The sequence below is a fragment of the Kitasatospora sp. NPDC057223 genome (genome assembly GCF_042669755.1).
Classification (GTDB): domain Bacteria; phylum Actinomycetota; class Actinomycetes; order Streptomycetales; family Streptomycetaceae; genus Kitasatospora.
The window spans coordinates 1-22,830 of sequence record NZ_JBHUWW010000084.1 but is presented as its reverse complement, the minus strand read 5'-3'; the positions used below and the strand labels follow the sequence as shown (position 1 = coordinate 22,830).

Here is a 22,830-nt window from a genome sequence, read left to right as displayed (position 1 = left end):
GTCGCCCTCGGCCACACCTCCTCGGTCGGCTCTTCTGCCCAGCAGGGCCACCACGATATCCACCTCACCCGTCAGATCCGGATAAAAGTGCTCAACCCCTGGTCGAACACGCCTGCCATGCGCTAACGGCCCTGCCGTCCGTGCTCCCGTCGTCCGTTCCCGCCTTCCCAACGGCCCGCCGCCGGACGCGGTTCCCGGGAGGCCAGTAATCTGTGCCAGGAAATATCGACTTCCCGTCGGCACAGGGCCGGCACCCGGCGCTCCGGAAGAGGCAGCCATCACCGAGTTCGGGCCCGCCCATGCGGCCCTCGCCGACACCTACGTCAGCGAGGACGCGGTCCTGACCTACGCCAGGGCCCAGTCCGCCAGGACGGGGATCCGCGCGATCGGACCGAGCGGCGGGGCGTGCCTGCGGCTGCTCGCCGCGGCGCTTGACGCGAAGGCGGTCGCCGAGATCGGCACCGGCACGGGCGTGTCCGGGGTGTACCTGCTGCGCGGAATGCGCCCGGACGGCGTACTGACCACCGTCGACTCCGAGCCGGTGCGCCAGCAGTTCGCCCGCGAGGCGTACCTGGCGGCGGGCTTCGCCGCGAACCGGGCGCGTTTCATCCCCGGGCGCGCCCTGGACGTGCTGCCGCGCCTCGCGGACGGCCAGTACGACCTCGTCTTCTGCGACGGCGACCCCGCCGAATCCCGGTCCTACCTTGCAGAATCGTTGCGCCTGCTGCGGCCCGGCGGCATGGTCTGCTTCGAGGGCGTCTTCCAGGAGGGCCGGCTCGCCGAGCCCTCGCACCGGGACGCGCAGACCCACGCGGTGCGCGAGCTGGTCTCGGACGTCCGGGAGAGCGACGAGCTGCTGCCCGCCCTGCTGCCGGTCAGTGACGGGCTGCTGTGCGCCGTGAAGCGCTGAGGCGGGCCCCGCGGGGCCCGGCGCCGGACGCCACGGAGCCCGGGCCGACAGGGTGTCGGTCCGGGCTCCGTGCACATCTCAAGGAGATGAGGGGAACACCCGCTGCGGTCAGCCGCAAGCCTTCTTCAGGGCCTCGCCCAGGGCGTCGGCCTCGTCCGGCGTGAGTTCAACCACCAGGCGTCCGCCGCCTTCCAGCGGAACGCGCATGATGATGCCCCGCCCCTCTTTGGTGACCTCGAGCGGGCCGTCACCCGTCCGCGGCTTCATGGCCGCCATGCTCGTTCCCCTTCCTGCAACCGCGCAGCTACGTACCGGCTGTCCGTCCACCGCCGGTATCGAACGCATTGATCGGAAGCCATTATCCCGCATCGGGCGGGCTGATGACCAACGTCACTCTCTGCACAACCTCGGCCGGACCCGCCCATAGCGGCATTTTTCATGCCGGACAGCCCGGCAGGACTGCGATCGACGGGCATCCGAAAGGTGCGATACCTCACACCCCCGGCCGGCCGTCCGCTCCGGCATCCTGACACACGAGCCTGACAACCGGCCCCGGCGCAGATCCCGGCAGGCGGCCACGGCAGGCGACCGGTCCCCACGAGTTCCTGGAGCCCACACCCTCATGACCGATTCCGTGCTGTACGAGCTGGACGGCGGCCTCGCCGTCATCACCATCAACCGACCGGACGCGATGAACGCGCTCGACACCGCCACCAAGGTGGCCCTGCGGGACATCGTGACCGCCGTGGCGGGGGACCAGGCCGTGCGGGCGGTCCTCCTCACCGGCGCCGGCGACCGGGCCTTCTGCGTCGGCCAGGACCTCAAGGAGCACCTGGGCCTGCTGGAGAGCGCCGAGAAGACCGGCGAGGGCGCGCTGCGGACGGTGGCGGAGCACTACAACCCGCTCGTCCGCGCACTGGCCGGGATGCGCAAGCCGACCGTCGCGGCGGTCGGCGGGGTGGCGGCGGGCGCGGGTGCCTCGCTGGCCTTCGCCTGCGACTTCCGGATCGTCGCCGACTCGGCGGGCTTCAACACCTCCTTCGCCGGGGTGGCCCTGACCGCCGACTCGGGCGCGTCGTGGACGCTGCCCCGGCTGGTCGGACACGCCCGGGCGACCGAGCTGCTGATGCTGCCGCGCACCGTCCGGGCGCCCGAGGCGCTGGAGCTCGGGCTGGCCACCCGGGTCGTCCCCGCGGCCGAGCTCGCCACCACCGCCAGGGCCTTCGCCCAGCAGCTGGCGGCCGGGCCGACGGTCGCGTACGGCGCCATCAAGGAGTCGCTGGCCTACGGGGCCTCGCACTCGCTCGACGAGCTGCTCGACAAGGAGGACAAGCTGCAGACCCTGGCCGGGGACAGCGCGGACCACCGGATCGCCGTCGCCGCGTTCGTCGCCAAGGAGAAGCCGGTCTACCTCGGCCGCTGAGGGGGCCGGGCGGCGCGGCAGCCCGGAAGGGGCCCCTGCGGCCCGTACGAGCCGCAGGGCTACGCGGGACCGGTGCGGACGTGACAGTCCGCCAGGTGGTCGTTCACAAGGCCGCAGGCCTGCATCAGGGCGTACGCCGTGGTCGGGCCGACGAAGCGGAAGCCCCGCTTCTTCAGGTCCTTCGCCAGCGCCGTCGACTCGGGCGTGACGGCCGGCACCTCGCCCAGCGCGCGGGGCGCCGGCCGGTCCGGGTGGCCGGCGTAGCCCCAGATCAGCTTGTCGAGCCCGCCGTCCAGGTCGCGGGCGACCCGGGCGTTCGCGATCGAGGCCTCGATCTTGGCCCGGTTGCGGATGATGCCGGTGTCCTGGAGCAGGCGCTCGACGTCGGCCGGGCCGAACTCGGCCACCTTCGCGATCTCGAAGCCCGCGAACCCGGCCCGGAACCCCTCCCGCCTGCGCAGGATGGTGATCCAGGACAGACCGGACTGGAACGCCTCCAGGCAGACCCGCTCGAAGAGCGCGTCGTCACCGTGGACCGGGCGCCCCCACTCGGTGTCGTGGTACTCCCGGTAGTCGTCCGCCGACTCGCCCCAGCCGCAGCGCAGCAGCCCGTCCGGGCCCAGGACGGCGCCGCTCAACGGTCGACCGCCTGCTCGTCGGCCGGGGCCTGCCAGTCCTGCTGCGAGACCTGCCGGGGCGCCTTCTCCAGCGAGGCGGCCGGCGGCACCACCTTGGCGAACTCCTCCAGCCCCGGCAGCGGTTCGGCGCCGGCTTCGGCGTCCGTACCGGCCTCGACCGCGCCGCGCAGGCCGGCCGCGGCCTCCAGCTCGGCGATCCGCGAATCCCGGTACGAGAGTTCGGCGCCGAGCCGGTCGAGCACCTCGTCGACCTCGTCCATCCGGTAGCCGCGCACGGCCATCGGCAGGCGGATCTCGTCCACGTCATGACGGCTCAACGGCCTGTCCTGCGGGAGCCGCGCGGAAATCCGGTCCTGCACGGCCTCCGGCAGAGATCCGCCGCCGCCCAGCGCCACCAGCGCGGCGCCGCCGACCACCACGGCCATCGCCACCACGATCACCCAGAACACGAGCTGTCCTCCAGACGTCCCGATCGGCCCCGCCAAGCGTGCCGACCCCTACAAAGTGCGAGCATGGTCCCCGAGTAGGCCGGGGGCCATCATCGCACCCGCAGCAGCTGTGGAGGAGACATCGGTGGCACTGCGTCTGGGACCGCGTGAGTTCGGCGACGACGAGCTGGTGATCATGGCCATCGTCAACCGCACCCCGGACTCCTTCTTCGACCGGGGGGCCACCTTCGCGGACGAGGCCGCGTTCGCCGCGGCCGACCGCGCGGTGGCCGAGGGCGCCGCGATCCTGGACATCGGCGGGGTCAAGGCAGGCCCCGGCGAGGAGGTCACGGTCGAGGAGGAACTGCGGCGCACCGTCCCGTTCGTGGCCGAGCTGCGCAAGCGCCACCCGGAGGCCGTGATCAGCGTGGACACCTGGCGGCACGAGGTCGGCGAGGCCGTCTGCGAGGCCGGCGCCGACCTCCTCAACGACGCCTGGGGCGGGGTCGACCCGTTGCTCGCCGAGGTCGCCGCCCGCTTCGACGCCGGCCTGGTCTGCACCCACGCCGGCGGCGCCGAGCCGCGCACCCGCCCGCACCGGGTCGGCTACCCGGACGTGATGGCCGACATCCTGGCGGTCACCGTCGGGCTGGCCGAACGGGCCGCCGCCCTCGGCGTGCGCCGGGACGCGCTGATCATCGACCCGGGCCACGACTTCGGCAAGAACACCCGGCACTCGCTGGAGGCCACCCGCCGGCTGCCGGAGATGACCGCCACCGGCTTCCCCGTGCTGGTCTCGCTCTCCAACAAGGACTTCGTCGGCGAGACCCTCGACAGGCCGGTGGACGAGCGGCTCCTCGGCACCCTCGCCACCACCGCCGTCTCCGCCTGGCTGGGCGCCCGGATCTACCGGGTGCACCAGGTCGCGGAGACCCGGCAGGTGCTGGACATGGTCGCCTCGATCCGCGGCACCCGGCCCCCGGCGGTCGCCCGCCGGGGGCTGGCGTGAGCCGTCAGATCTCGCCGTCGGGGCGGCGGGTCTCGGCGAGGATCTTCATGACCTCGTCGATGTCGTCGGTGATGTGGAACAGCTCCAGGTCCTTCGGGGAGGCCTTGCCCTCGGCGACCAGGGTGTTCTTCAGCCACTCGAACAGACCGCCCCAGTAGGCGGTGCCGAACAGCACCACCGGGAACCGGGTGACCTTCTTCGTCTGCACCAGGGTCAGCGCCTCGAACAGCTCGTCCAGGGTGCCCAGGCCGCCGGGGAGGACGACGAAGCCCTGGGCGTACTTCACGAACATCGTCTTGCGGACGAAGAAGTAACGGAAGTTCAGCCCGAGGTCGACGAACTCGTTCAGCCCCTGCTCGAAGGGCAGCTCGATGCCGAGGCCGACACTCAGGCCGCCGGCGTCCGAGGCGCCCCGGTTCGCGGCCTCCATCGCGCCCGGGCCGCCGCCGGTGATGACCGCGTAGCCGGCCTCGGCCAGGGCCCGGCCGATCGCCACGCCGGCCGCGTACTCGGGCGAGTCGACCGGCGTCCGGGCCGAGCCGAACACGCTGATCGCGCGCGGGAGTTCGGCGAGGGCGCCGAAACCCTCGACGAACTCCGAGGTGATCCGCCAGACCCGCCACGGGTCGGTGTGCAGCCAGTCCGTGGGGCCGGTGGTGTCCAGCAGCCGCTGGTCCGTGGTGCCGGTGCCCACCTGGTCCCGGCGCACCAGCACCGGGCCCTTCTGCTTCTCCGGCCAGGCCTTCTTCCGCCGGGGCTCGCCCACCTGCTCAGGGCCGTGCCCGTAGTGCTTCTCGTCTCCTGTGCCTGTCATGACGAAACCCTACGCCCGCCGCCCCCCGTTTCGGGGGAACGGCGAAGGGTCGGCAGTGAGACCGGCAGATGACGCCCGGACGGCACCGGCGTGCGGCGGCACCACGGCCCGCGAGCGGGAGCGGGAGCGGGAGCGGGAGCAGGAACGGGAGCAGGAGTGACGACCACCGGCGCCGGCGGATCAGGCCAGCCAGGCGCGCAGCCGCTCCTCGACCTCCGCGATGGCGCTGAGCGAGCAGTGCTCCTCGCGCTTGTGCGCGAGGTTGGGGTCGCCGGGGCCGTAGTTCACGGCGGGGACGCCGAGCGCGCTGAAGCGGGCGACGTCCGTCCAGCCGAACTTGGCCCGGGCGTTGCCGCCGGTGGCCGCCAGGAAGGCCTGGGCGGCGGGCTGGGCCAGGCCGGGCAGCGCGCCGGGGGCGGAGTCGGTCACCGTCACGTCGTACCCGGCGAAGACCTCGCGGACGTGCGCCTCGGCGCCGGCCTCGTCGCGGTCCGGCGCGTAGCGGAAGTTGACGGTCACCACGCACTCGTCGGGAATGACGTTGCCGGCCACGCCGCCGTCGATGCGGACGGCGTTGAGGCCCTCGCGGTACTCCAGGCCGTCGATCTCCACCCGGCGCGGCTCGTACGCGGTCAGCCGGCCGAGCAGTTCGGCGGCGTGGTGGATGGCGTTGTCGCCGAGCCAGCTGCGGGCCGCGTGGGCGCGCACCCCGGTGAGCCGGACCTGCACCTTCAGGGTGCCCTGGCAGCCGCCCTCGACCATGGCGCCGCTGGGCTCCATCAGGACGGCGAAGTCGGCGGCCAGCCAGTCGGGGTGCTGCGCGGCGAGGTGTCCGAGGCCGTTGCGGGTGGCCTCGATCTCCTCGCAGTCGTAGAAGACGAAGGTGAGGTCGCGGTTGGCCTCGGTCAGGGTGGCGGCGAGCCGCAGCTGGACGGCCACCCCGGACTTCATGTCGGAGGTGCCGCAGCCGTACAGCAGGTCGCCCTCGACGTGGCTGGGCACGTTGTCGGCGATCGGCACGGTGTCCAGGTGGCCGGCGAGCAGCACCCGCTCGGCCCGCCCCAGGTTCGTCCGGGCGACCACGTTGTTGCCGTACCGGTCGACCGTGAGGTGCGGGTAGGCGCGCAGCGCGGCCTCGACGGCGTCGGCGAGCGCCAGCTCGTCGCCGCTGACGGACGGGAAGTCGACGAGCCGCGCGGTCAGCGCGCCCCCGTCGATGGTGAGGTCCAGGGGCATGTTCGGGCTGCTCATGGTCGGCAAGCGTATCTCCGGCCCCCGGCCGGCGGGCCTTCGCCCCGCCACCGCCGACCCGTCGCCGCAACCGTCTGCGCCGTACATCCGTCCGAGTGGGTACGGTGTCGGAGCAGATCGGACGGTCGAGAGGGGTGGCGGTGGCCAGGAGTACGGACGACGGGCAGGGCGGCGCCAGGGCTGCCCGCCGCCGGCGCGGCCCGCTGGGCAAGGTGCTGATCGCCCTGCTGGTGCTCGGCGCGATCGCGGCCGGGGCGCTGTACTGGCTGGACCGGGGCGGCATCGTCGCCGAGGGCTGCTCGGTGAAGACTCCGGCCGGTGAGGGCACGCTGGAGCTCCCGCAGGCCGCGAACGCCGCGACGATCTCGGCGGTGGCGCACTCGCGCGGGCTGCCCGACCGTGCCGTGACGATCGCGCTGGCGACCGCGATGCAGGAGTCGAAGATCCACAACCTGCCGGGCGGCGACCGCGACTCCGTCGGCCTGTTCCAGCAGCGCCCGTCGCAGGGCTGGGGCACCGTCGAGCAGATCAGCGATCCCGTGTACGCCACCAACAAGTTCCTGGACGGCCTGGTGAAGGTGCCCGGCTACACCCGCCTGCCGCTGACCGACGCGGCCCAGCAGGTGCAGAAGAGCGGCTACCCGCAGGCGTACGCCAAGCACGAGACCAAGGCGACCCTCCTCGCCTCCGCGCTGACCGGCCGCGAGGCGGCCTCGGTGAACTGCGTGGTGCACACCTTCGCGGAGCCGGACGCACCGGCGGCGACCGGGAGCGGCGCGAGCGCCGACCCCTCCGCGGCCCCGGCGCCCGTCGACCGGACGCAGGCGCTGACCGACCGGGTCCGCCGCGAGTTCGGGCGGACGGTGACGGCGGCGGCCGGCTACTCGTCCACCATCAAGGGTGCGCCGAACGCGGTGTCGCTGACGCCGGAGCCGTCCGCGAGCACCGAGTCGGGGCCGGACGCGGCGCTCCAGAACGGCTGGGCGGTCGCCCACTGGGCGGTGACGCACGCCCAGCAGCTCGGCATCGAGACGGTCGCGTACGACGGACGGATCTGGCGGATGGCGAAGTCCGCGGACGGGTGGAAGACGCAGGCCTCGGGCACGTCGACGAGCCTGGTGCTGGTCTCGGTGGCCGCGCCCGGCGCGAAGAGCTGACCCCGGCCCGGTGGGTCGGCCCGGTACGTCGGCCGGGCCGGAGGATGGCCCGGACGGGACCGCCGCCGGGTTGACGCACTGGAGATCGAGGCGCCGCCGTCCGGGTGATTCCGGTCAACCCGCGAGCACGGCCGCCACTCCTGTGAACGCGTCGCCCCGGCGGCCGGCGGGCTCGTCGGGCCGAGTCCACCGGTCCGGACCGGGCAAGGGAAGTGACGATTCTTCACCGGCCCGTACGACGGCGCAGATGTCCTGAATGCCGGAATCAGGATGATGTGATCTTTAGCGACTCTTTACTTTCGCGCACCGAAACCTTCTCGCTCCTCAAGCGGTAATCATCCCGTCCGCCCGGCGGACGGGATTCACCCACACCTCTTAGGAGCACCATGTCTCTCCCCCTCAAGCGCCGGATCGCCCAGGCCGCGCTGCTCGTCGCGGCCGGCGCCACCCCTCTGGTCGCTGCAGGGTCCGCATCCGCCGCCGCCGACCTGGTCCCGAGGACCGACCTGGGAGCGCCCCTCACGCAGCTGGCCTCGCCGGACGCGGGCTCCACCCTCCAGCACACCACCCACGAGCTGGGCAACGCGGCCGGCGCCACCGGTGCGGCCACCGTCGCCGCGGGCGTCCCGGCGACCGCCGACGCGACCGGCAACATCGTCGCGGACACCCTCCCCGAGGCCAACCAGAAGACCGGCTCGCTGACCGCCCCCGTCGACAAGACCGCCGCCACCACCGGCGCCCTGTCCGGCGTCGCGAGCCAGGTCGCCCCCGCGCTCGCCGACAAGCTCGGCCACGCCGCCACCGGCCGCAGCGCCGAGGCCGCGGCCCCGGTCGGCGGCCTCAGCCAGGTCGGCAGCGTCACCGAGGGCCTGCCCTCCGGCGCGCTGACCAGCAGCATCCCCGGCGCCGACAACCTGACCGGCGCGCTGCCGACCAGCTCCCTGCCGACCGGCGGCCTGACCAAGGCCCTGCCCGGCGCGGACCTGCTGGGCCTCGGCGAGCACGGCTCCGCCAACCGCCTCGGCGGCGTGCCGGACCTCGGCGGCGCCTCGCCGCTCTCCTCGGTCAGCGGCCTGACCGGCGGCCTCGGCAGCCTGGGCCCGGTCGGCGGCCTGCTCGGCGGTGTCGGCGGCGGCGGCCTCGGCTGACCGTCCCGGTCACCCGCAGACGGCCGAGGGGCCCGGGAGCGCTGCTCCCGGGCCCCTCGCCGTGCTTGTCCGGCCCGCCGTCAGGCGCGCAGCCGCTCCACGGCTGCCGCGACCCGCTCGTCGGTCGCGGTGAACGCGACCCGGACGAACTGCTCGCCGGCCGGCCCGTAGAAGTCCCCGGGCGCCACCAGGATGCCCAGTGCGGCCAGCTCGGCCACGGTCTCCCAGCAGGGCCGGTCCTGGGTCGCCCACAGGTACAGGCTCGCCTCGGAGTGCTCGATCCGGAAGCCGCGTGCCTCCAGTGCGCCCCGCAGCGCCGCCCGCCGGGCCGCGTACCGCGCGCGCTGCTCGGTCACGTGCGCGTCGTCGGCGAGCGCGGCGATCGTGGCGGCCTGGACGGGCGCGGGCACGATCATCCCGCCGTGCTTGCGGATCCCCAGCAGCTCCTGGACCACCACCGGGTCGCCCGCCACGAAGGAGGCGCGGTAGCCGGCCAGGTTCGAACGCTTGGAGAGCGAGTGGACGGCGAGGATTCCCTCGTGGTCACCGCCGCAGACGTCCGGGTGCAGGACGGAGACCGGCTCGGCCTCCCAGCCCAGCTCCAGGTAGCACTCGTCGCTGACCAGCAGCACCCGGTGCTCCCGGGCCCACTCGACGGCCGCGCGCAGCTGCTCCGTGCCGAGCACCCGGCCGGTCGGGTTGGACGGCGAGTTCAGCCAGAGCAGCCGGACCCGGGCGGGGTCCAGCTCGTCCACGGAGTCGTACTCGACCGGTTCGGCCCCGCACAGCCGGGCCCCGACCTCGTAGGTCGGGTAGGCGAGGCGCGGGTAGGCCACCTGGTCGCCCGGGCCGAGCCCGAGCTGCGCCGGCAGCCAGGCCACCAGCTCCTTGGAGCCGACGGTCGGCAGGACGGCCTGCGGGTCGATCTCGGCGCCGACCCGGCGGTTCAGCCAGCCGGCGATCGCCTCGCGGAGCTCCAGCGGGCCCCACACGGTCGGATACCCCGGAGCGTCGGAGGCGGCGGCGAGCGCCTTCTGGACCACCTCGGGGACCGGGTCCACCGGAGTGCCCACCGAGAAGTCGCAGATCCCGCCGGGGTGGGCGAGCGCGGTCTTCTTGTACGGCTCCAGCCGGTCCCACGGGAAGACCGGCAGGAGGTCTGATACGCGGCGCGCCGCCCCCGGGTGGCCCGGGAACGGCGCGCGCGTGGTGTCGTTGCTGCTCACTGCTCAGCTGCCACCGATCAGTGGTCGGCGTTCTGCGGCGGCAGAGCGGCGATGAACGGGTGGTCGCGCTCGATCAGGCCGAGCTTCGAGGCCCCACCGGGCGAACCGAGGTCGTCGAAGAACTCGACGTTCGCCTTGTAGTAGTCCTTCCACTCCTCCGGAGTGTCGTCCTCGTAGAAGATCGCTTCGACCGGGCACACCGGCTCGCAAGCACCGCAGTCGACACACTCATCCGGGTGGATGTAGAGGGAGCGCTCCCCCTCGTAGATGCAGTCGACCGGGCACTCTTCGATGCACGCCTTGTCCTTGACGTCGACACAAGGCTGCGCGATGACGTAGGTCACGCTGTCGTTCCTCCTCGGAAGGGCTGGCCGCCCAAACTGTATTGCTCGCGTGCGCGGGTGAGCGCGTGTCGTCGATGCCCGCCCCTAGTATCGCGGGTCAGGGACCGCAAATGCACAGGAGGTGCCCAGATGGCGGGTGGAGGTACGGCCGCAAACCGTCCCGAGGTCCGGATAGACCGCTCTGACGTGGGACGACGCGTCTCCGCGCGGCGGATTTCGGAGTTCGTGGACGACAGGCCGGTGTTCCGCGATGTGATCGGCGTGCTCACATCCTGGGATGATCACGGTCTGACGGTGGTGCCGCGCAGCGGCGCTCCCGTGTCGTTCTCCGAACACGCCCTGGTCGCCGGCAGGCCCGTGCCGCCCTTCCCCGCCCGCCGCGCCCCGCTGCCCCCCGTCGGGGCCCTCGGCCTCCAGCGGATCGCGGCCCGCGGCTGGCCCGCCGTCGAACAGGAGCCGCTCGGCGAGTGGACCCTGCGCGCCTCGGCCGGCTTCACCCGCCGGGCGAACTCCGTCCAGACCCTCGGCGACCCGGGGCTGCCGCCGGCCGAGGCCCTCGACGCCGTCCGGCGCTGGTACGGGCAGCGCGGCCTGCCCGCCTGGTTCGAGGTCACCGAGCCCGGCTCGCCGGCGGACCTCGCGGCCGAGCTCGACCGGCTCGGCGCGGCGTACTCGCCGACGCTGGTGAAGACCGCGGAGCTGGCGCCGCTGACGAAGGCCGGCTCCGCGGACGGCCGGGACCGCGTCCGGCTCGCCCGGACCGCCGATGCCGACTGGATGTCGCTGTACCGGCGGGTGACGGCCGACCCGGCCGTCGAGGAGGCCGCCCGCGCGGTGATCCACGGCGGCCCCTCCGTCTGGTTCGCGACCGTCCACGACAGCTACGGCTGCGGCACCGAGGGCGACGGGACGCCGCCGGTGCTCGCCATCGGCCGCTGCGTCATAGACGGCCCGTGGGCGGGCTTCGGCGCGGTCGAGGTCGCCCCGTGGGCCCGCCGCCGGGGCCTCGCCTCCGCGGTCATGGCCGTGCTCGCCGCCCGCGCCGCCGAGGAGGGCGCCACCGGCGGCTACCTCCAGGTCGAGGCCGAGAACAGCGGTGCGATCACGCTCTATGACGGACTTGGCTTCACGACCAGTCACACTTACCACTACGCCCGCCTCCCTCAGCGGTAGCGTCAGCCAACAGCCTTCACCACGAAAGCCGTCGCAGCCACCGTGACCGAGCAGAGCAGAACACGCTTCCGTACCGAGGCCCGGGCCGAGCATCCGGACCCGGTGCTGCTCTGTCTGCTCGCGGCCGCCGAACACACCCTGCGCGCCCGCCCGTTCGAACCCGGCGCGGAGGAACCGCCGACCCTGGAGGCCCTGCTCGCCGCCTGCCAGGCCGCGATCGAACGCCACGCCGCGGCCGTCCGGCTCGCCGTGGCGGAGCGGGCGCCGCGCACCCCGGACGAGACGGCGGCGCTGCTGGCCGCCGTACTCGGCGGACGCGAGCGGTTCCACGGGCGGCAGTCCGACTACCGCCGGCTGGAGTCCTCGCTGCTGCCGGACGTGCTGCGGCGCCGGCGCGGGCTGCCGATCACACTGTCGCTGGTCTGGAGCGCGGTCGCCGCGCGGGCCGGCCTGACCGTCCACGGCGTGGCGCTGCCGGGCCACTTCATCGTCGCGGTCGGCGGCCCGGCGGGCGGCGAGGACTTCGTCCTGGCCGACCCGTTCCACGGCGGCCGGCTGCTCGGCCTGGAGGACGCCGCCCGGATCACCCATGGCGCCGGGCACCACTTCTCACCCGAACTCCTCACCCCAGCGCAGCCGCTGGACATCGTCCTGCGGGTGCTCGGCAACATCCGCAACTGGGCCGCCGACCGCCCCGAGCACGCCCGCACCCAGCTCTGGGCCACCGAGCTCTCCCTGCTGCTCCCCCGCCACCCCGCCCAACTACGCCTGGAACGCGCCGAACTGCTCGTCCGCACCGGGGACTTCCTGTCCGGCGCGGCCGAGATGGACTCCTACGCGGAGATCCTCGACGCCTTCGACCCGGACACCGCCTCCCGGGTCCGCCAGGACGCCCGGGCGGCGCGGCACCGATTGAATTAGGCTCGGCTCGCCTCCGGGGCGCTCACGTCCGGTGCCGACACTCGTCGCTCCCGCGGTCGCTTCGCTCCCTTCCTCGCTCCTCCCTCTCGGCACCGGCGCGCCCCTTCGGCTCGCTCGCGGTGCTGGGTGACGGAGGTCGGGGCATGCCCGTCAACAGGGTCGGAGCCGGCCCGTCGCGTGGCAGAGGGGGAGCGGGCTCCTGTCCCGGCCGCCCGCTCCCCCTCCTCGGGCTCAGCCCGCCAGCGACCGCTTGATGAAGTCGACCTGGAGCAGCAGCAGGTTCTCCGCGACCTCCTCCTGCGGCGTCATGTGGGTGACCCCGGAGAGCGGCAGCACGGTGTGCGGGCGGCCGGCGGCGAGCAGGGCGGAGGAGAGCCGCAGGGTGTGCGCGGCCACCACGTTGTCGTCCGCCAGCCCGTGGATGATCATCAGCGGGCGCTCCAGACCCGCCGCGAGCGGGATCAGCGAGTTGGCCTCGTACACCTCGGGGCGCTCGGCCGGGTGGCCGAGGTAGCGCTCGGTGTAGTGGGTGTCGTACAGCGCGAGGTCGGTGACGGGGGCGCCGGCGACGGCCGTGTGGAAGACGTCCGGGCGGCGCAGCACCGCGAGGGCGGCGAGGTAACCGCCGTACGACCAGCCCCGGATCGCGACCCGGCCGAGGTCGAGCGGGAACTCCGCGGCCAGTGCCTGCAGGGCCTCCACCTGGTCGTCCAGGGTGGCGCCGGCGAAGTCGAAGGCGATCGACTTCTCCCAGGCGGGGCTGCGCCCGGGGGTGCCGCGCCCGTCGGCGACGACCACGGCGAAGCCCTGGTCGGCGAACCACTGGGAGTTCAGGTGCGGGTTGTGCGCCTGGACGACGCGCTGGCCGTGCGGGCCGCCGTACGGGTCCATCAGGACGGGCAGCAGGCCGTCCCGCTCGCGGTCGTAGCCGGTGGGCAGGAGGACGGCGGCCGGGATGCGCCGCTCGCCGGCGAAGCGGAACACCGGGCGGGCGGTGAGCACCGGCGTCTCGGCGTACGAGTCGATGACGGCGATCTCGTCCACCACGACGCCCTCGGGCAGGTCCCGTCCGACCTGGACGACGGAGCCGGGCCGGCCGTGCTCGGCGGTGGCGCGGACGGTGATGCCGGCGGCGTGCACGGCGCTGGTGACGGAGGTGAACGGCTCGCCGTTGGCCGACTCCCAGGCCAGCCGCTTGCCGTCGTGCGAGATCCGGCCGACCGCGGTCCAGCCGGGTTCGGGGTCGGTCTCCTCGGCGCCGCCGGAGGCGGTGAAGAAGACCTCGTCCTCGGTGACCGCGACGACCGAGCGCAGGTGCAGGTCGGCCCCGGTGACGGTGTGGTCGCCGATCACCAGCGCCCGCGCGCCGCCCTCGTCGGAGATCCGGACGAGCTTCCCGTCCGGCGTCCAGGCGGGTACGCCGGCGAACAGCTCCAGCCAGGCGTCGTCCTGTTCGGCGTGCAGCACGGCGGTGGCGCCGGTTTCGACGTCGACGCCGAGGATCTGCTGGCTGCGCTGGTCGCGGGCCTGGACGAGGAGCAGCGGCGGCCCGCCGGCCGACCAGTGCACCCGCGCCAGGTAGGGGAAGGCCTCGCGGTCCCACTGCACCTCGACCCGGGTGCCGTCGAGGCCGAGGGCCCAGAGCCCGACCTCGGCGTTGGCGGTGCCGGCCGCCGGGTAGGCGATCCGGGCGGGCTCGCGGCCGGGGTTCGCCGGGTCGGCGATCCACCAGCGCTCGACGGGGGTGTCGTCGGCGCGCTCGGCCAGCAGCCGGTCGCTGTCGGGGGACCACCAGAAGCCCCGGTCGCGGGACATCTCCTCCTGGGCGATGAACTCGGCCTGGCCCCAGGTGACGCCGGGGCCGTCCGGCTCGGCGAAGGCCCAGTCGGCGCTGGCGTCGGTGCGGGTGAGCCGCAGTTCGCCGCCGGTGGTGGCGTAGGCGACGTAGGCGCCGTCGGGCGAGGGCCGGGGGTCGAGCAGCGGGCCCTCGGCGGGCAGTTCGCTCGCGCTGCCGGTCGTGAGGTCGGTGACGAACAGCCGCCCGGAGAGGGCGAAGGCGGCGAGCCGGCCGGCGCCGTCGAGGGCGTAGCCGACGATGCCGGCCGAGCCCTCGCGGCTGCGTTCGCGCCGGGCCCGCTCGGCCGGGGAGAGGTCCTCCTCGCCGCCGCCGAGCAGGACGGCCGGGTCGGCCGCGATCCGCTCGGCGCCGGTGGTGGTGTCGAGGGTCCAGAGCAGGTTCGCCCGGTCGCTGCCCGACCTGGAGCGCAGGAAGACGACCCTGGAGCCGTCGGGTGCGACGGCGAAGGACCGGGGCGCTCCGACGGTGTAGCGCAGGGTGCGCGCGTACTGCCGGGGGAAGGTGTCCGCAGGGGTATCGGAGGTCATGGCACCAGACCCTACGACCTCGTGCCGCTGCTGACCGGCTCATCGTGATCACTCGTTCGGAGCATCACCGCCAAGAACCCCGGGAAGGGCCCGGCACCCCCTCCGACCGGCCCGTGCGCCCCACTGGTGCCCCCGTGACCCAGGTGTGTCGTCTCACGGTTAGTGATGGCCGCCTCACCCGTCGGGTATGACTGGATCCATCGAGTGATCGTCCGGCCCCGTCCCGGGCCGGGCCCGCCCGAACCGCCTGTCCCGTACGGTCCCGACCGCCGCCCTCCCCAAGGGCTTGGCGCACCCGAGAAGGGGTGTGAGCCGCCATGGCTTTGTCCATCTCCGCCGTCATGCTGATGCTCGTCATCGTGGTGGTGCTGATCCGCCGGTCCAGTCTGAAGCTGGCGCACGCGGTCATCTGCGCACTGCTCGGCTTCTATCTGGCGTCCAGCTCGATCGCACCCTCGATCAGCGAGGTCACCAGCAACCTCGCCGGGATGATCAATGGCCTGAAGCTCTGACCGCGCGGGCGCGGTCGTAGGCTGCTCCCCATGACCGCGAATCCCGGCCGCCGGCTGCTCCTGGTGCACGCGCACCCCGACGACGAGTCGATCGGCAACGGCGCGACGATGGCCCGCTACGCCGCCGAGGGCGCCGGGGTCACCCTGGTGACCTGCACCCTCGGCGAGGGCGGCGAGGTCATCCCGCCCGCGCTGGCCCACCTGACGGCGGACCGGGACGACGCTCTCGGCCCGTACCGGATCGGCGAGCTGGCCTCCGCGATGCGCGAGGCCGGTGTCGCCGACGTCCGCTTTCTCGGGGGCGCCGGGCGCTACCGCGACTCGGGGATGATGGGCGTGCCCGACAACGAGGTGCCCGGCTGCTTCTGGCAGGCCGACCTGGACGAGGCGGCCGGCCACCTGGTGGCGGTGGTCCGCGAGGTGCGGCCGCAGGTCCTGGTGACCTACGACGAGGACGGCGGCTACGGGCACCCGGACCACATCCAGGCGCACCGGGTCGCGATGCGCGCGTACGAGCTGGCCGCCGATCCGGCGTTCCGCCCGGAGCTCGGCCCGGCCTGGCGGATCGCCAAGGTGTACTGGAACCGGATGGCCCGCTCCGTCCTGGAGGAGGGCCTGCGGGAGACCGCGGCGAAGGCGCCCTTCCCGGGTGTGGCCGAGCCGTCGGACGTGCCCGGGGTGGTGGACGACGCCGTGATCACCACCGTCCTGGACGGCCGGGAGTACGGCGGCCGCAAGGCCGCCGCGATGGCCGCGCACGCCACCCAGATCACCGTGGCCGGCGAGTTCTTCGCGCTGAGCAACAACCTCGGCCAGCCGCTGATCACGACCGAGTACTACCAGCTGGTGCGCGGCGCGGCGGGCCCCGGCAGCCCGGAGAGCGACCTGTTCGCGGGCCTGGACACCACCGCCGGCACCGCCGCGGGCACCATCGAGGAGAGCGCCCGATGACCGACCGCAGCGTGCCCGCCACCGCCCCGCGCCCCTCACTGCCGGCCCGCGTGCTCGGCAGCCGCAGCGAGCGGCTCGCCGAACCGCAGCCGCCGCTGGCCGGCCGGGTCACGGCGTACGTCCTGCTGTTCGTGCTCGGCGCCGTGGTCTCCGTCTGCGGCTCGTTCGTGCAGACCCTGTGGACGCCGGCCGGCCTGCTGCTGTCGCTGGCCGCCACCGGCGCGGTGTTCTACGCGGGCCTGCGGGTGACCGGCACCAAGCTGGGCGCGGGCGCCCCGGTGGCCGGCTGGTTCCTGGCCCTGATGGTGCTGATGGTGCCGCGCCCCGAGGGGGACACGGTGCTCTGGCCGACCCTGGCCTCGTACGCGTACCTGTTCATCGGCTCGATCCTCGGCGTGATCTGCGCCACGCTCCCGACCCGGACGAACCTCTTCCTCGGGACACCCGGCCCGCGGCGGTGACCACGCGTGCGTGACCCTCCACGACGAGCAGTCGGGACGGCGCGACCGTAGTCTCATACCGGAGGAACCGGACGTATCAGGTTCTATCCGATCCGGTTCACCGCACAGTTCTTCCCAGTATGGTGGTGCCGCAACAAGCCGCCCCCGGCCACTGCCGGGCGGGGTGGGCCAGAGAGAATCAGCCAGGACGAAAGAAGCTGGTGTCGGAGGGGATGTTGTCCCGGTCCATCGCCGGCGGCGCGAGCCGCCCGGCCGGACGGGCACCCCACAACCCGCGGTCGCGCCCCACGGCAGCGACCGCGAACCCGGAGCAGAGCAGCATTGAGCAGCCGCGAATCTGACAACGCGTACCCGACGCCCCGGCGCACGGGACCGGACGCCTACCCGTCCGGCACCCCGCCGTACGGCATCCCGGGCATTCCCGACGACGGCGGCGCGGCGGGTGGCACCCCGTCCGACCAGGCCGGGGACACGCCCGCCGGTGACGGCGGCGACGCGCCCAGGACCGAGACCACGCTGACCACCCGGGTCCGGATCAACATCCCCGGCTCGCGCCCGATCCCGCCGGTCGTGGTCCGCAGCGCCGTCAAGAACGAGGAGCCGGTGGAGGAGGCGCCCGCCGCCCCCGAACCGGCCGGCCCGCGGCACCGCTCCGCCGCGCCGTCCTCCCCCGTCCTCGGGGTGATGGACAGCAGCGCCCGGACGGCGACCCCGCCGAACCTCCCGCCCGAGTGGCAGACCGGCGAGAACGCCGGGCAGTCGGACGGCGAGTCGACCGGCGAGTGGTTCCGGCCGCGGCAGCGCAAGGGCGCGGCGGACGGGCCTGCCCCGGTGCCCGCCGGCGCCCCCTCAGGAGGCAACCCCGCGCCCGCCGCCGGGCGGCCCGCCGAGGGCCGTCAGGCCGCCGCCCCCCGTCCGGAGGCCGCCCGCCCGTCCGGACCGCGCCCCACCCCGGGCCCGCCGCCGACCGGTGCGCCCGCGTCGCCGTTCGGGGCCCCGGCAAGCCCCGAGGCCCCCCGGACCGGCTCCTCCCCGTACGACGACGGCATGCCTGCGGACCCGTTCGCCGGTGACCCGTACGCCGCCGACCCGTACCCGGCCTCCCCGTACGCCGCCGACCAGTTCGCGAACGACCCACTCGCCGGCGGGCAGCCCGCGGGCGACCGGTTCCCGCCCGGCCCCGGCGCGGCGGACCGCTCCGCCGACCCCTTCGCCCCCGGCTTCGCGCCCGGCCCGGACAGCCGGCGCCCGCAGGGCGAGGCACCGCAGCACGGCGCGCCCCGGGCGGGGATGCAGCAGGGCGGCAACCCGGCCGGGCCGGACGACACCGTGATCGGCGGTTTCGAGCCGATCCGGGACGAGACCCCGGCCGCCGCCATACCCGGCCTGGCCCAGGACCCGTTCGCCCCGGCGGGCCCCGGCGGCCGCTTCGCCGGTGCACCCGGTGCCCCCGCGGGCGCCGACCCGTTCGCGGCGAAGCCGCAGGCCTTCCCGGCGGCGGACCCCTTCGCCCCGGCCGACCCGTTCGCGGCCGGCCCCGGCCCCGGCCGTCCGGCAGCAGGTGGCCCGGCCCCGGCGCCCGCTCCCGCACCCCGGCCCGCGGCGCCCGAGCCGGCCGCCGAGAAGCCCGCCGACAAGCCGGCGCCGAAGGCCGCCCCGCCCAAGCGGCGCGGGCGCGGCTCCAAGCTCCTCGTGTACGGGATCGGCTTCCTGCTGTTCGCCGGCGCCGCCGCGTACGGCACCGGGCTGATGCTGAACCAGTCGGACGTGCCGAAGGGCACCGTGGTGCTCGGCACCGAGATCGGCGGCAGCAGTCGCGACCAGGCGATCCACAAGCTCGACGACACCGTGGGCAAGGCCGGCCAGCAGCCGGTCAAGCTGAAGATCGGCGAGCAGGTGCTCGACCTCGATCCGACGGCCGCCGGGCTGAGCTTCGACACCACCGGCACGGTGGACGGCCTGACCCAGCACAGCTACAACCCGGTCGAGGTGATCAACTCGCTGAAGGGCGGCGAGAAGGCCGTCCCGCCGCAGGTCAAGGTGGACCGCGCGAAGCTCAAGGCCGCGCTCGACGCGCTGGCCGCCGGCTCCGGCCAGGGGCTGCAGGAGGGCTACGTCAAGTTCAGCGACAGCGGCGAGATCGTCGTGGTGCCGGGCAGGGCGGGCCAGGCGGTCGACTCCACCTCCGCCGTCGGCCAGGTGGAGCAGGCCTACCGGGACCGCGCCGCGGGCAAGGAGACGGCCCCGATAGCGCTCACGGTCACCGCGGCCGAGCCGAAGGTCTCCGCGCAGGCCCTGCAGGCCGCCGCGGACAGCCTGGGCAAGGCGGTGCTGAACGGCAACGTGCAGGTCCTGGCCGGCGTCAAGAGGTTCAACTTCGGGAAGGCGACGGCGGCCAAGGCCCTCACGCTCGTCCCCGACGACACCGGCAAGATCGTGCCGAAGTGGGACTACGACCAGCTCGGCGCCCTCGTGAACGGCGTCTTCGACAAGCAGAAGGCGCGTAAGGACGGCGCGCTCGCGCCGATCACCGCGCAGGACGTCGCGGCGGGCATCATGTCCGTCATCGACAAGAGCGGCGAGAAGGACCGGACGTTCAGGTTCACCACTACCTGACAGCACGTCAGCACGCCCGGGGAGCCGGGGTCCGACCATGGACCCCGGCTCCTCGCGCGTCCCGGGACGCGTTCGCTCCGCCTACGGAGCGGTACCTCCGGGCCGAAAACGGTAACCCACCGTCAGGCTCACGGCGTCCAGCGCGGGCACTGATCGCCAGTGGCGGGAATTCGCCAGCAGCGTCCGCTATCCGGACGGGGCGGTACGTCCGGATTACCCCGTTAAATCCCCGCCGCCGACGGGGCGGCTACCGTTACCGAGTCGCTTCGCTCGCGCCCGTCGAGCACCTCAGGACACTCACGTTACGGGCACGTGAACAGCTATTGTCCTGATTTGATGCGGTACGACCGGCTACCCGACGCGGAGTCAAGTCCCTTACGACAACAACATGGTAGATGTTGCCCGGCGCGGGGGAAATGTCACTTCCGTGAACTTCCGACCCCTTGACGTTCGATAAACGGCTTGCCAAAGTCCGTGGAATCAACTTCTTGCAGCCGCTACTTCCCGGGCGGGAGCTTCACCACCATGACCAACCCCATTCAGGCGCCGGCCGAGAGCGAATCCCTCGTCTCGGCAGCGACACCTGAGGTCGCCGACACGACGTCGGTGAAAGCCTTCCAAGGGCTCTCCCCCAGGACGATCGCCTGGCGCCGGTTCAAGCGCGACCGCACCGGTGTGGTTTCCGCCCTCATCGTGGCCTTCTTCGTCCTGGTCGCCCTCGCCGCACCGCTGATCTCCGCGCTGTACGGCAAGGACCCGTACACGCTGTACGGGCAGGAGAACTCCGGCCTGCTGAACGACTACGGCTTCCCGGTCGCGCCCAACGGCGGCATGAGCGGCGAGTACTGGTTCGGCCTGGAGCCCTCGCTCGGCCGCGACGTCCTCATGCAGCTCGTCTACGGCATCCGCACCTCGCTGCTGATCGCCCTCGCCGCCACCGCCCTGAGCACTGCGATCGGTGCGGCCGTCGGCGTCGCGGCCGGCTACCTGGGCGGCAAGTTCGACTACTTCGTGGGCCGGGTCATCGACGTGCTGATGTCCTTCCCGTCCACGCTGTTCTTCATCGCCTTCATGCCGGTGGTCTTCGCGGCCTTCTACACCCCGGAGGAGAGCATCCCCGCCATCGCGCGGGCCGTCGTGCTGGTGATCGTCCTGGTGGTGTTCGGCTGGGCCGGCCTGGCCCGCCTGCTGCGCGGCTCCGTACTCTCGCTGCGCGAGCGCGAGTTCGTCGAGGCCGCCAAGGTCACCGGCGCCTCGCCGATGCGGATCATCTTCAAGGAGATCATGCCCAACCTGGGGACGCCGATCCTCATCCAGGCGACGCTCTCCCTCCCCGCCCTCGTCACCGCCGAGGCCGCGCTCTCCTTCCTGGGCGTCGGCATCATCGAGCCGACCCCCGACTGGGGCCGGATGATCCAGCGCGGCACGGAGATCTACGGGGACGACATCACCTATCTGATCTTCCCCGGCGTCTCGATGGTGATCTTCGTGCTCGCCTTCAATCTGCTCGGGGACTCGGTCCGGGACGCACTCGACCCGAAGACCAAGCGCTGACGCACCGTCGCGAACGCGCTGCACCTACCAAGTTGCGCACATCCGCACAGGCCCGGCAGCTCGCCGCGGGTCCGTGTTCACCAGCCGGTTACCGACAGGCAGGACGACATGATTTCAAGTAAGACCCTCCGGGCCGCGGCCGCAGTGCTCGCGGCCGGCACCCTGACCCTCACGGCATGCAGCAGCGGTGGCGGCGGAGGCGGCGGTTCGAAGAGCAACGACTCCAAGGCGAAGCTCTCCGACCACCCCCAGGTCGTCATCGGCAGCGCCGCCGACTCCCAGGGCCCGGCGAAGGCCGTGGACGGCGCGAAGGCCGGCGGTACGGTCAAGGACATCGAGCGCGACGACTTCGAGCACCTCGACCCCGCGCAGGTGTACAGCAACACCGGCTCGAACTTCTCCCAGCTGATCACCCGCGGGCTCACCGGCTACAAGCAGGAGGGCAACACCGTCACCCTGGTCGGCGACCTCGCCACCGACACCGGTGTGTCCTCCGAGGGCGGCAAGACCTGGACCTTCACCCTGAAGGACGGCGTCAAGTGGGAGGACGGCTCGCCGATCACCTCCGGTGACGTCAAGCACAGCATCGAGCGCACCTTCACCCCGTTCATCACCGAGGGTGCGAAGTACGTCCAGCAGTGGCTGACCGACCAGGACTACCGCAAGGCCTACGAGGGCCCCTACGGCGGCAAGCACCTGGACAACGTGACCGCTCCGGACGCGAAGACCATCGTCTTCAAGTTCGCCCAGCCGCACGCCGACTTCAACTACGCCATGGCGATGACCAGCTACGCGGTCGTCCCCGAGAAGGGCGACACGAAGGAGGAGTACGACAAGAAGCCGATGTCGAGCGGCCCGTACAAGATCACGGACCGGGTGACCGACAAGACGCTGACCCTGGAGCGCAACCCGAACTGGGACCCGAAGACGGACCCGATCCGCAACGCGTACCCGGACAAGTGGAACTTCGAGTTCGGCTACCAGGCCATCCCCGCGACCGACAAGCTGATCGCCGCCGACAAGGGCGAGGACCAGACCACCATGTCGTTCTACGCCTCGACGGCCGGCGACCGCCTGCAGAAGGTGCTCGGCGACGCGACCCTGAAGGACCGCCTGGTCAAGGGCAACAGCCCGTACGCCGACTACTACTGGATCAACAACAAGCGGATCACCAACCAGAAGGTCCGCGAGGCGCTCATCCACGCGTGGCCGCTCCAGCAGATCCGCCAGACCGGCGGCGGCCCCGACACCGGTGACTTCGCCCGCTCGCTGCTCAACCCGACCGTCGCCGGCTACCAGGAGACGGACGTCTGGGGCAAGATCGCCAAGCCCGACGGCGACCCGGAGAAGTCCAAGGCCCTGCTGAAGGAAGCCGGCGCCGAGAACCAGAAGATCGTCTACGCCTTCAACAACACGCCGAAGGAGCAGCAGATCTCGGTCGTCATCGAGTCCGCGCTCAAGAAGGCCGGCTTCGACATCGTCCTCAAGCCGATCGACACCAAGACCTGGTACGACGAGATCGGCAAGGTCGACAAGGAGATCGACGTCTTCTGGGGCGGCTGGGGCGCCGACTGGCCGACCGGCGCCACCGTGCTGCCGGTGCTCTTCGACGGTCGCACGATCGCCGACGGCTCCAACAACTACGCCAACTTCAACGACCCGGAGATCAACGCCGAGATCGACCGGATCATGGCGCTCGCCGACGCCAACGAGCAGAACAAGGCCTGGGGCGAGCTGGACAAGAAGATCCTGGAGAAGGCCCCGGCCATCCCCGGCATCGACCGGAAGTTCTACATCCTGCACGGCTCGAAGATCGGTGGCGCGGAGTACGACCCGCTCGGCCAGATCATCAGCCCGAACAAGATCTTCCTGAAGCCGTAGTCCCGCCGCACCGGTAGTCCCCGGTGTC

At 72.9% G+C, this 22,830-nt stretch carries 21 protein-coding genes; 13 read left to right on the top strand and 8 right to left on the bottom strand.

What is annotated here, in order from left to right:
• The first annotated feature begins 208 nt into the window (after positions 1–208).
• On the top strand, positions 209–910 hold the full coding sequence (locus ACFUK0_RS26020; protein WP_380254284.1) for an O-methyltransferase: 702 nt from the start codon (positions 209–211) through the stop codon (positions 908–910).
• Between the two features lie 108 nt (positions 911–1,018).
• Here ACFUK0_RS26020 and ACFUK0_RS26015 read toward each other — a convergent pair whose 3' ends face one another.
• Positions 1,019–1,186 (bottom strand): DUF3117 domain-containing protein, encoded by a 168-nt coding sequence (locus ACFUK0_RS26015; RefSeq protein WP_014137929.1) that lies wholly within the window; start codon positions 1,184–1,186, stop codon positions 1,019–1,021.
• A gap of 346 nt (positions 1,187–1,532) precedes the next feature.
• Between ACFUK0_RS26015 and ACFUK0_RS26010 the strand changes: the two genes are divergently transcribed.
• Entirely contained in the window at positions 1,533–2,333 is an 801-nt protein-coding gene (locus ACFUK0_RS26010) for an enoyl-CoA hydratase-related protein (RefSeq protein WP_380254250.1), read from the top strand.
• A gap of 59 nt (positions 2,334–2,392) precedes the next feature.
• Here ACFUK0_RS26010 and ACFUK0_RS26005 read toward each other — a convergent pair whose 3' ends face one another.
• Both ACFUK0_RS26005 and ACFUK0_RS26000 read right to left on the bottom strand, forming a co-directional pair.
• Complete coding sequence (locus tag ACFUK0_RS26005; RefSeq protein WP_380254248.1) at positions 2,393–2,971, bottom strand: DNA-3-methyladenine glycosylase I; 579 nt, start codon at positions 2,969–2,971, stop codon at positions 2,393–2,395.
• The gene (locus ACFUK0_RS26000; RefSeq protein ID WP_380254246.1) at positions 2,968–3,420 is read right to left on the bottom strand and encodes a DivIVA domain-containing protein; all 453 of its coding nucleotides are present in this window, start codon (positions 3,418–3,420) and stop codon (positions 2,968–2,970) included. The genes ACFUK0_RS26005 and ACFUK0_RS26000 overlap by 4 nt, the downstream gene beginning before the upstream one ends.
• Positions 3,421–3,595: 175 nt before the next feature.
• Between ACFUK0_RS26000 and folP the strand changes: the two genes are divergently transcribed.
• Positions 3,596–4,408 (top strand): dihydropteroate synthase, encoded by an 813-nt coding sequence (folP, locus tag ACFUK0_RS25995; RefSeq protein WP_380254282.1) that lies wholly within the window; start codon positions 3,596–3,598, stop codon positions 4,406–4,408.
• Positions 4,409–4,412: 4 nt separating this feature from the next.
• Here folP and ACFUK0_RS25990 read toward each other — a convergent pair whose 3' ends face one another.
• Positions 4,413–5,222 (bottom strand): TIGR00730 family Rossman fold protein, encoded by an 810-nt coding sequence (locus tag ACFUK0_RS25990; RefSeq protein WP_380254244.1) that lies wholly within the window; start codon positions 5,220–5,222, stop codon positions 4,413–4,415.
• 180 nt (positions 5,223–5,402) lie between these two features.
• The gene (gene dapE / locus ACFUK0_RS25985; RefSeq protein ID WP_380254242.1) at positions 5,403–6,473 is read right to left on the bottom strand and encodes a succinyl-diaminopimelate desuccinylase; all 1,071 of its coding nucleotides are present in this window, start codon (positions 6,471–6,473) and stop codon (positions 5,403–5,405) included.
• 140 nt (positions 6,474–6,613) lie between these two features.
• On the opposite strand from dapE, the gene ACFUK0_RS25980 reads away from it, so the two are divergent.
• Together ACFUK0_RS25980 and ACFUK0_RS25975 are read left to right on the top strand one after the other, a co-directional pair.
• A complete protein-coding gene (locus ACFUK0_RS25980) occupies positions 6,614–7,630 on the top strand; it encodes a hypothetical protein (RefSeq protein WP_380254240.1) in 1,017 nt (338 codons plus the stop codon).
• 386 nt (positions 7,631–8,016) lie between these two features.
• A complete protein-coding gene (locus ACFUK0_RS25975; protein ID WP_380254238.1) occupies positions 8,017–8,778 on the top strand; it encodes a hypothetical protein in 762 nt (253 codons plus the stop codon).
• An 80-nt stretch (positions 8,779–8,858) separates the two neighbouring features.
• Here ACFUK0_RS25975 and dapC read toward each other — a convergent pair whose 3' ends face one another.
• Positions 8,859–10,004 carry a succinyldiaminopimelate transaminase gene (dapC, locus tag ACFUK0_RS25970; protein ID WP_380254236.1) on the bottom strand — a complete coding sequence of 382 codons (1,146 nt, stop codon included), beginning with the start codon at positions 10,002–10,004 and terminating at the stop codon, positions 8,859–8,861.
• Between the two features lie 17 nt (positions 10,005–10,021).
• Positions 10,022–10,348: a ferredoxin gene (gene fdxA / locus ACFUK0_RS25965; RefSeq protein WP_030061559.1), complete on the bottom strand. Its 327-nt coding sequence runs from the start codon at positions 10,346–10,348 to the stop codon at positions 10,022–10,024.
• Between the two features lie 225 nt (positions 10,349–10,573).
• On the opposite strand from fdxA, the gene ACFUK0_RS25960 reads away from it, so the two are divergent.
• Together ACFUK0_RS25960 and ACFUK0_RS25955 are read left to right on the top strand one after the other, a co-directional pair.
• The gene (locus ACFUK0_RS25960; protein ID WP_380254234.1) at positions 10,574–11,521 is read left to right on the top strand and encodes a GNAT family N-acetyltransferase; all 948 of its coding nucleotides are present in this window, start codon (positions 10,574–10,576) and stop codon (positions 11,519–11,521) included.
• A 42-nt stretch (positions 11,522–11,563) separates the two neighbouring features.
• Positions 11,564–12,442: a transglutaminase family protein gene (locus tag ACFUK0_RS25955; protein ID WP_380254232.1), complete on the top strand. Its 879-nt coding sequence runs from the start codon at positions 11,564–11,566 to the stop codon at positions 12,440–12,442.
• A gap of 231 nt (positions 12,443–12,673) precedes the next feature.
• On the opposite strand, the gene ACFUK0_RS25950 is transcribed toward ACFUK0_RS25955, so the two are convergent.
• Entirely contained in the window at positions 12,674–14,827 is a 2,154-nt protein-coding gene (locus tag ACFUK0_RS25950; RefSeq protein WP_380254230.1) for a prolyl oligopeptidase family serine peptidase, read from the bottom strand.
• A gap of 317 nt (positions 14,828–15,144) precedes the next feature.
• On the opposite strand from ACFUK0_RS25950, the gene ACFUK0_RS25945 reads away from it, so the two are divergent.
• The 6 genes from ACFUK0_RS25945 (at position 15,145) to ACFUK0_RS25920 (ending at position 22,802) form a co-directional block, all read left to right on the top strand.
• Positions 15,145–15,339, top strand: coding sequence for a DUF2304 domain-containing protein (locus tag ACFUK0_RS25945; protein ID WP_380254228.1), 195 nt, complete (start codon positions 15,145–15,147; stop codon positions 15,337–15,339).
• Positions 15,340–15,369: 30 nt separating this feature from the next.
• On the top strand, positions 15,370–16,290 hold the full coding sequence (gene mshB, locus ACFUK0_RS25940; protein ID WP_380254226.1) for an N-acetyl-1-D-myo-inositol-2-amino-2-deoxy-alpha-D-glucopyranoside deacetylase: 921 nt from the start codon (positions 15,370–15,372) through the stop codon (positions 16,288–16,290).
• Complete coding sequence (locus tag ACFUK0_RS25935; RefSeq protein WP_380254224.1) at positions 16,287–16,751, top strand: DUF6113 family protein; 465 nt, start codon at positions 16,287–16,289, stop codon at positions 16,749–16,751. The genes mshB and ACFUK0_RS25935 overlap by 4 nt, the downstream gene beginning before the upstream one ends.
• 321 nt (positions 16,752–17,072) lie before the next feature.
• Positions 17,073–19,367, top strand: a complete 2,295-nt coding sequence (locus ACFUK0_RS25930) for a peptidoglycan binding domain-containing protein (RefSeq protein WP_380254222.1) — start codon at positions 17,073–17,075, stop codon at positions 19,365–19,367.
• A gap of 525 nt (positions 19,368–19,892) precedes the next feature.
• Positions 19,893–20,921 carry an ABC transporter permease gene (locus tag ACFUK0_RS25925; protein WP_380254220.1) on the top strand — a complete coding sequence of 343 codons (1,029 nt, stop codon included), beginning with the start codon at positions 19,893–19,895 and terminating at the stop codon, positions 20,919–20,921.
• A 108-nt stretch (positions 20,922–21,029) separates the two neighbouring features.
• Complete coding sequence (locus ACFUK0_RS25920; RefSeq protein ID WP_380254218.1) at positions 21,030–22,802, top strand: ABC transporter substrate-binding protein; 1,773 nt, start codon at positions 21,030–21,032, stop codon at positions 22,800–22,802.
• Positions 22,803–22,830: the final 28 nt, after the last annotated feature.